At 47.4% G+C, this 9,778-nt stretch carries 10 protein-coding genes; all 10 read right to left on the bottom strand.

Annotated elements, in window-relative coordinates:
* Nucleotides 1–658, bottom strand: a 658-nt coding sequence (locus tag QVP35_RS09400; RefSeq protein ID WP_442852523.1) for an oxidoreductase, incomplete at its 3' end; no start/stop codon positions are given.
* Between the two features lie 18 nt (nucleotides 659–676).
* On the bottom strand, nucleotides 677–1,591 hold the full coding sequence (locus tag QVP35_RS09395; protein ID WP_009290661.1) for a phosphotriesterase family protein: 915 nt from the start codon (nucleotides 1,589–1,591) through the stop codon (nucleotides 677–679).
* A gap of 16 nt (nucleotides 1,592–1,607) precedes the next feature.
* A complete protein-coding gene (locus tag QVP35_RS09390; RefSeq protein WP_009290660.1) occupies nucleotides 1,608–2,657 on the bottom strand; it encodes a 2-hydroxyacid dehydrogenase in 1,050 nt (349 codons plus the stop codon).
* A gap of 13 nt (nucleotides 2,658–2,670) precedes the next feature.
* Entirely contained in the window at nucleotides 2,671–3,555 is an 885-nt protein-coding gene (locus tag QVP35_RS09385; RefSeq protein WP_009290659.1) for a class II fructose-bisphosphate aldolase, read from the bottom strand.
* 111 nt (nucleotides 3,556–3,666) lie between these two features.
* On the bottom strand, nucleotides 3,667–4,932 hold the full coding sequence (locus tag QVP35_RS09380) for a PTS transporter subunit IIC (RefSeq protein WP_006565684.1): 1,266 nt from the start codon (nucleotides 4,930–4,932) through the stop codon (nucleotides 3,667–3,669).
* Nucleotides 4,933–4,954: 22 nt separating this feature from the next.
* Nucleotides 4,955–5,263 carry a hypothetical protein gene (locus QVP35_RS09375; RefSeq protein WP_006565685.1) on the bottom strand — a complete coding sequence of 103 codons (309 nt, stop codon included), beginning with the start codon at nucleotides 5,261–5,263 and terminating at the stop codon, nucleotides 4,955–4,957.
* Nucleotides 5,264–5,287: 24 nt separating this feature from the next.
* Nucleotides 5,288–5,764, bottom strand: coding sequence for a PTS sugar transporter subunit IIA (locus tag QVP35_RS09370; RefSeq protein WP_006565686.1), 477 nt, complete (start codon nucleotides 5,762–5,764; stop codon nucleotides 5,288–5,290).
* Nucleotides 5,765–5,782: 18 nt separating this feature from the next.
* A complete protein-coding gene (locus QVP35_RS09365) occupies nucleotides 5,783–7,741 on the bottom strand; it encodes a BglG family transcription antiterminator (protein WP_022261085.1) in 1,959 nt (652 codons plus the stop codon).
* Between the two features lie 95 nt (nucleotides 7,742–7,836).
* Nucleotides 7,837–8,454 carry a class II aldolase/adducin family protein gene (locus tag QVP35_RS09360; RefSeq protein WP_256129255.1) on the bottom strand — a complete coding sequence of 206 codons (618 nt, stop codon included), beginning with the start codon at nucleotides 8,452–8,454 and terminating at the stop codon, nucleotides 7,837–7,839.
* A gap of 58 nt (nucleotides 8,455–8,512) precedes the next feature.
* Nucleotides 8,513–9,547, bottom strand: a complete 1,035-nt coding sequence (locus tag QVP35_RS09355) for a zinc-binding dehydrogenase (protein WP_022261084.1) — start codon at nucleotides 9,545–9,547, stop codon at nucleotides 8,513–8,515.
* Between the last annotated feature and the right edge of the window lie 231 nt (nucleotides 9,548–9,778).

Genomic DNA, 9,778 nt, shown 5'->3' with positions numbered 1-9,778 from the left:
CGTCAAATCCGAGGCGGACGGAAATGAGAAAATTCTCACCGCAGCTATGCCGGATGCCCTCCATGATATCAAGTACAACCCTCATTCTTCCTTCGATGTTTCCCCCGAACCGGTCTGTCCTATGATTGACTGTCGGAGATAAAAATGCATTCAGAAAATAAGAATGAGCGCAGTGAAGCTCGACTCCGTCATATCCGGCAGCCCTGGCCCTGACAGCAGCCTCAATAAACTGCTGTTCTCTCAATAGGATTTCGTCTTCACTCATTTCGTCTGCCGTATATTCTCTTCCCCTGAGTGTCCCATGAAATGCGGACGGGGAGGCAGGCCTTCCCGATACTGTCCGTATGCCCGCATGGTGAAGCTGTGAGAGTATCGGAACTTTAAACTTGTGTGCTGCGGACACCAGCATTCTGTGCCCCTCCATCTGATCCTCGTTCCATATACCTGTCTGATACTCAGAAAGCCTTCCGTCCTCTGCCACACAGGCTGCTTCCGCGATGATCATTCCGATCCCGCCCCTGGCCCTGGCCTCATAGTGGGAGATCAGCTCATCCGTGATTATGCCGTTCTTAACCCCATAGCCGAACGTCACCATGGGTGCCATTAGAAATGCAGACGTAATTGTCTTTCCCTTTATCACTGTTTGTTTCTGATACATCAGGTCCCTCCGTCCTGGCTAAAAACAGCCGTATACCTTTTTTGGGTTTTCAACAAAAATGGTCCGGATTTCATTCTCTGTAATTCCGCCCGACTCCTTAAGCCTCGGAATAAACTTGTTTAAAATATACTCAAGACCCGGTCCGCCGCCGTTGGCCCTGAAATAATTGCTCCTGCCAAAGTCCGCGCTGATCAGAAGCCTTTCCAAATAACCTTCTTCCATCAGATCCAAAATCATATCAATGTTAGTCTGGACCGGATAGCGGTAAACTCTTGCGATGTTGTCCACAGACAGGAAGCTTCCCATAGAAGCAATTTTCTTATATTCATCGGGATCCGGATTCCGGTCCATATGTCCGAGCACTACTCTGGAGAGATCCGCCTGGCAGCGGTCCAGAAGTCTCAGAATTTCTATCCCCATCATCCCTCCGTGATGAATCCAGATTGGGGCATTGGACTTCTGCTGTGCCCTGGCGGCAGCTCTCAGACACTTCTCTTCCCTCGGATGAATAAACCGGGGAGATACCGCACATTTTAACTGTCCTGCCCGGATCTCCGTTCCGTCCATGCCTTCCTCTATCTCTCTTATAAACAGTTCTGCCAGCTCCTCTGTGCTGATATCATCAATAAAATCCGGGTTGTGGTCAAACAGATAAAATCCGGCGGTGGCAATCAGATGCACTCCGCTCTGCCTGCTTGCATAGACAAGCTTTTGCGGGTCTCTTCCGTAATCGGCAGCCGTTCCCTCCACAATAGCAGACCCGCCGGCTTCGGCAAACAGGCGAAGTTCTCTTATGGAACCCTCTATATCCGTAATTGCCAGAGTAGGATCCTTTTCTGCTGTATACGGATTGCAGCAGACATGTTCATGCGTATAGGTAAACCCCATTTCTTCTGCGTCCACATCTCCGAGGACAGTTCTCACACAATTCATAGTATCCGCCTCCTTTCTACCGTTTCCAAACTCGGAGCAGCGGCTGTTTCCATATATAGTTGAGCAGATCTTCCACTATCATCTCAGATGCCCATTTTTTAGAATCTGTGCTGATCCCAGCCATATGCGGCGTCAGAAGAACGTTGTCCATCGTAAAAAACGGATGATTTTTCGGCGCCGGTTCATCCCACATGACATCCACCGCGGCAAACGCAATCTTTTTGTTCTCCAGAGCCTCGATCAGCGACCTCTGATCCACTACGGCAGCCCTGGACGAATTGATAAAATAGGCGTCCTCTCTCATGGCATTAAACCATTGATCATTGATCATGCCTTTCGTCTCCGGCGTCACACTCAAATGGACACTGACGAAATCACATGATTGCAGCATCCGGATCGGATCTTCATATTTTTTCGCGCATACCGCATCAAATATCTCCTGGGGCTGAAATGGGTCATAAGCAGCAACTTTCATCCCCATGCCGGAACAGATCTTCGCCACGTTCTGTCCGATATGGCCCAGTCCGACGATGCCCACTGTCCGGCCGTATACATCGATTCCCCACGGATAGGAGGATCTCGGATTCTCTCTGTCCTTAAACCGCCAGATCACATCCTTTTTATCCGGCACATCGTAAATATCTTTTTCATCCGCCAGAAATCTTCCAGACCAGAGGCCGTGATAGGTAAAAGAAATCCTCTTACAAATATCCAGCATCATGCCCACGGTATATTCCGCAACCGAATGTGCATTTCTTCCCGGCGCGTGGATAACCGGAATCCCCAGCTCTTTTGCAGTCTTCGTGTCAATATTGTTAGGCGTAGCCCTTCCGCAGCCGATCAGTTTTAACCCTTTTTCTTTGAGTTCCCTGATCACTCTTTCTGTCACCGGATCAGTATAAAACAGTACCGCCTCACAGCCAGAACATTCTTCTATGATCTCTTCCTCTGTGGGAAGGATATCCGTGGCCGTCCACGGAAGCATTTTCACATCACAGCAGGACTCCAGCTCTTTCAAATGTTCCGGCCAAAGTTCCATACTCACGGCAGCTTTTATTTTCTCCATGTTGTCTCCTCTCTCATTCCAATGCTTTTCCTTCGCTTCCAAACGTTTTCATGTATGTTTTTAAAATATGTTTATAGGCTTCTGCCCCCGCTGCCAGTGCCTGGTTGGCATACACCGTCCGGTTTCCGGTATAGATAAGTTTTCCCTCATTATCGAACAGCGGATCGTTTTCCTCTTTAAACTTCCGCACCCCGATTAAGTATTCCGTGGAAAGATCCGTAGACAGATTGATCTTCTGTATTCCAAGGGTGATAGCCTTCTTCAGCTTTTCCTCTCCCGTATTAGAACCTCCGTGCAGCACGAAGGGCACGGATACTTCTCTGCTCAGCTCAGAGAGCAGCTCAAAGTTTAAATGAGGTTTTCCCCTGTAAACTCCATGGGATGTTCCCACCGCCACGGCCAGGCAGTCCACTCCGGTTTCTTTCACAAAGCCAGCGGCCTCCTCTTTCCTGGTAAGCCCGCTGTCCCTTGTCTCTTCATACTCTGCTCCTTTCCCCACGTGTCCCAGCTCTGCCTCCACCGTAACACCGACTGCGTGAGCCGCCCGCACAGCCTCTTTCACTGCTTTTACATTCTCTCCATAGGGAAGTGTGGATTTATCCAGCATGACAGAGGTAAAACCGCATCTCAGGGCACGCTGAACATCCTCATACTCTTTCCCGTGATCCAGATGCAGGGCTGCGGTTACCTCCGGGTATTTTTTCTCATACATCCGTACCGCCATGGCCAGCTCCTCCATCTGCACATAAGGCGTGCAGGCTATGATCACCGGAGCCTTCATTTCCGATGCGGCCGCAAAGCACGCTTCCACCGTTCTCCCCGTAAAAACATTTGCTGCAGCTACCGCATATTTCCCATCTTTTGCTCTCACGAGCAATTCCCTCATTGAAACTAACATGCCAAAACCTCCCTTTCTCTCCTTAAAGGAACGGGACCGCCCGGTCTCCCTGACAATCCCTTTCCAGCGAACTATATAGAAAATATTTTGGTATCTTGTATTGTCTTCCGTCTAGAACATTCCGGAGAAGAAGGAAACAATCTTATGTATGATGTATCCGACCCATTCCTGTCCTACACAAAATCCTGATATGGTAGTTCCGGCCTCAAACTTAAATCCTACGCCGGCAGCCATCTGTGTGATCAGCGGTGCCAGGTCTGTCGCAATCCACAGGCCGATGCAAAGTGTCAGCACCGCAGCAATCAAGGCCCTGAAAGAGTTTCTCTTTGTGCCGATGACAACACCGATCATCCAGTATGGAAGGGCGGTAAGGTCTGTAAACGGAAGAAATCTGTTTCCCGGAAGAATGATTGCCAGTCCAAGCACGATCGGCACAGTGATGATTCCCATAGTGATAACGTCCCTGTCCCCGAGAAGCATGCAGTAATCCATAGCAATGTTGAATTTTCTTCCCGGAAATCTGGTGTTCATAAAGTCTCTGGCCGCATCCGTAAGAGGAGCAAGCCCTTCCATCATGATGGAAACCATCCTCGGAAGCAGGAACATGGCAGCGGAAAGTCCGACTGCTACGACCAGAGCCGCATCCCATTTATATCCTGCGAGAAAGCTCATGATACCTCCAAGCAGAAATCCCAAAATCATCGGTTCGCCGAAAAAAGAGATGCTTGACGGCAAATTTCCAAGGTTAAAAGAAATTTTGTTTAAACCGGGGATCTTATCAATGACCCAGTCCACACCTCTGGCGAATAACAGCTGAAGCGGGAATCCCTGTGTGGAGAAGGTCAGGCCGGCCATCTGTTCTCCTGCAAAGTCGGTGATCACCTGCTCCTGTCTCTCTCCTAAGATCGTATTGACCATCATAAACAATGTACCTACGACAATACCCAGAATGAAGTTTCCTGTGACAAAGTAAGATACAGTTCCGATCAGAATAAAGTGCCAGTAGTTGAAGATGTCTACATTCAGCGTGTGAGTGATCTTAATTGCCAGGCAGATCACATTGACTATAAGGAATGTCACGATGGATGCCAGCACAAAGGTTCCGCTTCCGAAAGCAATGCCCGAAGCCGCAGGCCATCCTACATCCGTGATATCCAGGGCCAGTCCCCAGTTTGCCTGCATGGCTTTTACAAGGCCTCCAAGATTGTCGCTTACCAGGCTGATTGCAAGACTTATGCCGGTAAATCCGATTCCTACCGTAAGTCCGGCTCTCAGCGCATTTTTTACCTTCATCCGGAAGACCACTCCCAGAAGAAAGATAACGATCGGCATAATAACAGATGCCCCAAGACCTAAAATCGTATTGATAACGCCCATATTCCATCCTCCTTTTCATTTGTTATGAAATACTTTTTAAATATTCTTCCATTTCATCAAAAAACTGATTTTTCCCAATACCAGTTAGCAGGGGAACCCCTGACATGACTTTAATCTCACCCACATTTCTCACAGATTCTAAGGAAGTTGTGGAAACAATAATGGTCGGTTTCACGTTGTCGATCAATCCCGACATCTCATTTACTCCGCAGGTCCTGACTTCAACATTCACTCCCCGGTCTGCCATCCCCTGCCGGATGGAAGTTGCCACATGAGAGGAAGTTGCAATTCCGCTGCCGCAGGCAGACAAAACCTTAAATACTTTTGCCATAATTTTTCTCCCTTCTTTCGATGTTTAAGTGTTTATTCCTATTTTTGTATGTTCTAAAATTTCTGCTATTTTCTCAGGTTCCTGCTCTTTCTCCAGCTGTTCCATCGCCTCCTTATCAGAGAAAATTGATATGATCTTCTGCAGCAGTTCCAGCTGCTGCTCTGTCTTCTGCAGTACCAGGTTAAAAATAAAACGAACGTCGACTGTGTTCTGATCATTCACCATTTCATGAAATTCTACCGGCCTTCTAAGCTTGGCAACGGCTATACACGGCTTTATCACGTGGTCAGGCTCCGTATGGGGCAGAGCCACCGCAAACGGTTTGGTACAAAGTCCGGTGGGGAATTTCCGTTCCCTTTCCAAAAGCATATCCAGATATCCTTCCTCCACATATCCTTCTTTCTTTAAATGTCCTGCCATCTGCCTTAAGGCATCCTGGAAATCCTTTGCATCGACATCACACAGAATCAGCTTCGGACAAATCAACTCTTTTAAATTCATATGCTTTCTTTCCTTTCTCTATAAAATCGGAAGTCTGTCTTTAAACTGAGCCAGGTTTTCGGAACCCAGCAGCTTCCTTACCAGACCCTCATCATCCACCAGGCGCACCGTCAAGTCAAAGAAGCTGTTTAAATACTTCATATCTTCCTTTTTCACTGCCAGCATAAAGATCAGCTGTGCTTGACCGCTGCCCCATAAAATGGACTGATTCAGAATGCCCACGCTGATAACCGTCCTCTTTGCACATGCTTCGATCGGATGAGGCATAGCAATCTTATTTCCAAAGATTGTAGAGGCCACCTGTTCTCTCATCAGCGTCTTTTCCGCGAAATCCTCTCCGGCGAAGTCAAGCCTTATGAGATGTTCTGACATTGTCCGGATAACTTTTTCCGGCGTCTCAGCCTTTAGATTATAAAAAAACAGTTCTCTGTGAAAATAATCTTTAATGCTCCTTGGAAGCTGGTCATACATCAATTCTTTACGCATCTGCAGAAGCCATTTATTGATCTCCCTCTGATCTTTTTCGTTCAGCAGAGGCGAAATCTGTATTTTCGGTACCTGAAAGTTTTTCAGTACCTGTTTTGATTCTGTGGTAATCAGAAAAGTAGGTTTTAATTTTTCTATCTCATTGACTGCATAGATAGAGAAAGGACCTTCAATATTGCAGATGTCACCGTAAATCGCCTTCAGTCTTGTAGTCAAAAGCCTGCTTGTCCCATAATTCATTCCTGTGACGACTGCAATCGTAAAATCTTTCGGAGATTTTTTTCTCTCCATCCTCTCCACCGCACTTCCCAGATAAGTGGCCACATATCCCAGTTCATTTTCATTCAGCCTCACTCCGAACACATCGTAAAACCGCTCGTATAGAAACAGAGACATATCAAACACAAAGGGATATTCTGTCTTTAAAAGCATCAGCACCGGATTGGTGCTCTCCGGCTCCATCCTGATTCTTTTTAATGTATACCGGATGTGGGTCACAAGCCCTGCCTTCAGCTCCTGATCATCCGTAAGATCCAGATGAAATTTGTTTTTAATGTCATTTAAGAGTTCATTGACCACAAATTCATAGTGGGACTGCTCGGGTATCGGCGCCGGCCTGACCTCTGCTTCACTTCCGATCAGCCGAAACAGAGAAAGCTGAACCGCCAGATCCACCAGTTCTTCCTCATTTAATTCTGTGGAGAATTCTTCTCTGACTTTCCCTGAAATGGTCTCCGCAAGTGTCCAGTTGATATCCTCTGATGTCAGAATATCTTTTGTTTTATTCTTATATTCATACCCCATATGGACTCTTGTAAGTTTAATCGACAGATAAATAACCAAATGAAGGATATCCTCCGCTGTCATGGAAATTTCATTGTCCGCCAGTGCATTCAGCACGCAGTTCATCATTTTTTCCGGTATGTCAGCCCCAAAATAATCGTCATAATTCTCAATCATCAGATAATCCGGGTCCGTCCGGTCTACCATCAGTTCCTTCAGAAGAAATCTTCTCGTCTCTTCCTCCCCGTAAGTCCATATCTTTCTCCCGTTCCTCTTAACATACATTGGTGTCGTGCGGCTCTCCAGCATAGCTTTGATCTTAAAAATCCCGCTTTCCAGGGTCGTCCGGCTGACGAACATTTCTTCCTCCAGCTCATCCACATCCTCCGGTTTCTCTTCATCCGCCTGAAGAAGTCTGATCCCAAGGGCACGCATCCGCTCCTGCGGTGTCAAAGGCACATCCATACCATCCCACAGCAAAGATTCCAGCTCCCCCTGCCTCTCTCCCCGCAGCCGGTAGCCCTCCTGTCTGGAAGATTCTATATAACAGCCCACGGTTTTCAGCCAGACATTAATTGCTGCAATATCCGCCCGGATGGTTCTCGGAGTCACCGCCATCTCCTCAGCAAGTTCCTTCCCTTTTACCCAGCCGTCCAAAGACATTAGCTTTTTTAATATCTTCTTTTGCCTTGTCGGCAGTCCTATCATTGCTATCACCCTCTCATTACTGTTTTTTTTATCTTATCACCTCAGTTCCGCTCATCCTTCAGGTATTTTTTTCCACTCTTTATAAATTGTCTCTCTTATTCTAATCCAAGCTTCTTTACTGCCCGGTCATGCATGATCTTATAGCCCGATTCCGGTAAAGGCTTCATTTTTCCTGCCACATAGGTGTAATATGCTATCTGTGAATTTTCCTCTACATATTCTGCAATGCTCATCGCCTGGGAGACATTTCTTCCCGCAGCGATCAGACCGTGATTTTCCAGTAAACACACCACATTGTGGTCGCCCATAGCCTTCACTGCCGCTTCTGCGATCTCCTGCGACCCCGGTATTTCAAACGGTGCCACTTTCACCGGAGAATACGGTGCAGAAGCAGCGGCCACCGCCGGAAGCTCTTCCACCAGAATCGACATGGCGGTGGCAAAAGGAGAATGTGTATGTACGACCGCTTCCATCTTTACTTTATTCAGAAAAATCAGGCGGTGCATCGGTGCTTCTGTGGACGGTTTGCATTTTCCCTCTGTCCATTCCCCTGTGGCAAGATCGATCACCGGCACCATATCCGGTGTGATCTCCTCATATGGTATCCCGCTGGGTGTAATCACCATGACCCCCTCTTCTCTGCAGGCGATCGAAACATTTCCCGAAGTCCCATGGATCAGCTTCTTGTCACTGCACTCGATAGCAGCTTGAATGACCTTTTCTCTCTCTCTTTTTCCATAGTTTCCTCCTTGAATTCACAATTTTTTATCTCTATAAATCACAGCGTATTTCATTTTTGATGACTTCTCCTCCCGCATGGGAGTTCAGCGCATCCAGACACTGTTCCAGGGGATATGTATCATTTACAAAAAGATCCTCGCTGATAATCCCTCTTTCAATGAGTCTGAATGCCTGTTCCTCAAGCTTCGGTGTCGTATGGTAGACTCCCTTCACTGTCAGCTGGGAGTAATGAAGAAGTGTCGTGTCCACCGTGATCCGGCTTCCTCCCCTGCATCCTCCGAATTCAAGGACAGTCCCGGCTTTTCTGACCATGTAAAGATTTTTTTCCCAAACCTCGGGGACCCCGGTAGCATCGATCGCTATATCAACACCTCTTCCGCAAGGAGTCAGCCCTTTGACAGCCTCCACTACATCCTCTGTTTCAGAAATGTCAATAGTAACGTCAGCACCCAGTTCCCTGGCCACCCCAAGGCGTTTTGCATTTTTATCTGTGCTGATAACATAAGCGCCCCGGAGTTTAGCAAGCTTTGTCATCATAAGCCCCAGTGGACCCGCCCCGTTGATCACTACAGTATCCATCAGCTGAATATCTGCATCTGTGATTCCATGGACCGCACTGCCCAGCGGTTCCAGTAGCGCAGCAGAACGGAAGGAAATATGGTCCGGAATATGAAACACATTCTCTCTCACGATGGCCGCGGGAAGAAGCCGGTACTCCGCCCAGGCACTCTTTACCATGGTCAGATCCTCACACATGCTGTGTTCCCCGATCTTACAGTAGTAACACTTATTGCACGGAGCAGAATTGTGAGGTGCGATCCTGTCTCCCACTTTGAAGCCGGTTACTCCCTCCCCTACTTTGGCGACAATTCCGGCACTCTCGTGTCCAAAGATCAGTTTCTGCCCTTCTTTGAATTTCGGATATCCTCTTTTATACTGCTTCAAGTCCGTTCCGCATGTCAGCGCCGAAATATTCTTCATCAAAATTTCCCCCGGCCCCGGCTCAGGGGTTTCCACGTCTTCCATTCTTAAATCATTTGGTGCATAATATACAGCCGCTCTCATATGTTTCTCCTCCTTTTTTACTATATGGTTCCTCTTATCTTGTCTCAAGAATACCATGCCCCTTTCTTACCCCTCAACCAGACTATTTCCCATCAGATAGGAAAGACTTTCATGCATTAGCGCAGTACTCTCTAAACAGCGAAAGAAAAAAAGCTGATCCTCCGTTTCATCTACGGAGAATCAGCTTTTCGCTGTCTCTTTTTCTGCATATGAAATTTTCAGCCTGCGTAT

Source organism: Anaerostipes sp. CAG:276 (assembly GCF_000432215.1).
In the GTDB taxonomy this organism is placed as follows: Bacteria; Bacillota; Clostridia; order Lachnospirales; family Lachnospiraceae; genus Anaerostipes; species Anaerostipes caccae.
Note: the sequence above shows the minus strand (reverse complement) of the source record. Positions and strands in the feature narration are given on the sequence as shown.

What these genes read in the sequence shown, in the direction of transcription:
- QVP35_RS09395 (WP_009290661.1), bottom strand. Translation starts at nt 1,591, where the DNA reads ATGAATTGTGTGAGAACTGTCCTCGGAGATGTGGACGCAGAAGAAATG.
- QVP35_RS09390 (WP_009290660.1), bottom strand. Translation starts at nt 2,657, where the DNA reads ATGGAGAAAATAAAAGCTGCCGTGAGTATGGAACTTTGGCCGGAACAT.
- QVP35_RS09385 (WP_009290659.1), bottom strand. Translation starts at nt 3,555, where the DNA reads ATGTTAGTTTCAATGAGGGAATTGCTCGTGAGAGCAAAAGATGGGAAA.
- QVP35_RS09380 (WP_006565684.1), bottom strand. Translation starts at nt 4,932, where the DNA reads ATGGGCGTTATCAATACGATTTTAGGTCTTGGGGCATCTGTTATTATG.
- QVP35_RS09375 (WP_006565685.1), bottom strand. Translation starts at nt 5,263, where the DNA reads ATGGCAAAAGTATTTAAGGTTTTGTCTGCCTGCGGCAGCGGAATTGCA.
- QVP35_RS09370 (WP_006565686.1), bottom strand. Translation starts at nt 5,764, where the DNA reads ATGAATTTAAAAGAGTTGATTTGTCCGAAGCTGATTCTGTGTGATGTC.
- QVP35_RS09365 (WP_022261085.1), bottom strand. Translation starts at nt 7,741, where the DNA reads ATGATAGGACTGCCGACAAGGCAAAAGAAGATATTAAAAAAGCTAATG.
- QVP35_RS09355 (WP_022261084.1), bottom strand. Translation starts at nt 9,547, where the DNA reads ATGAGAGCGGCTGTATATTATGCACCAAATGATTTAAGAATGGAAGAC.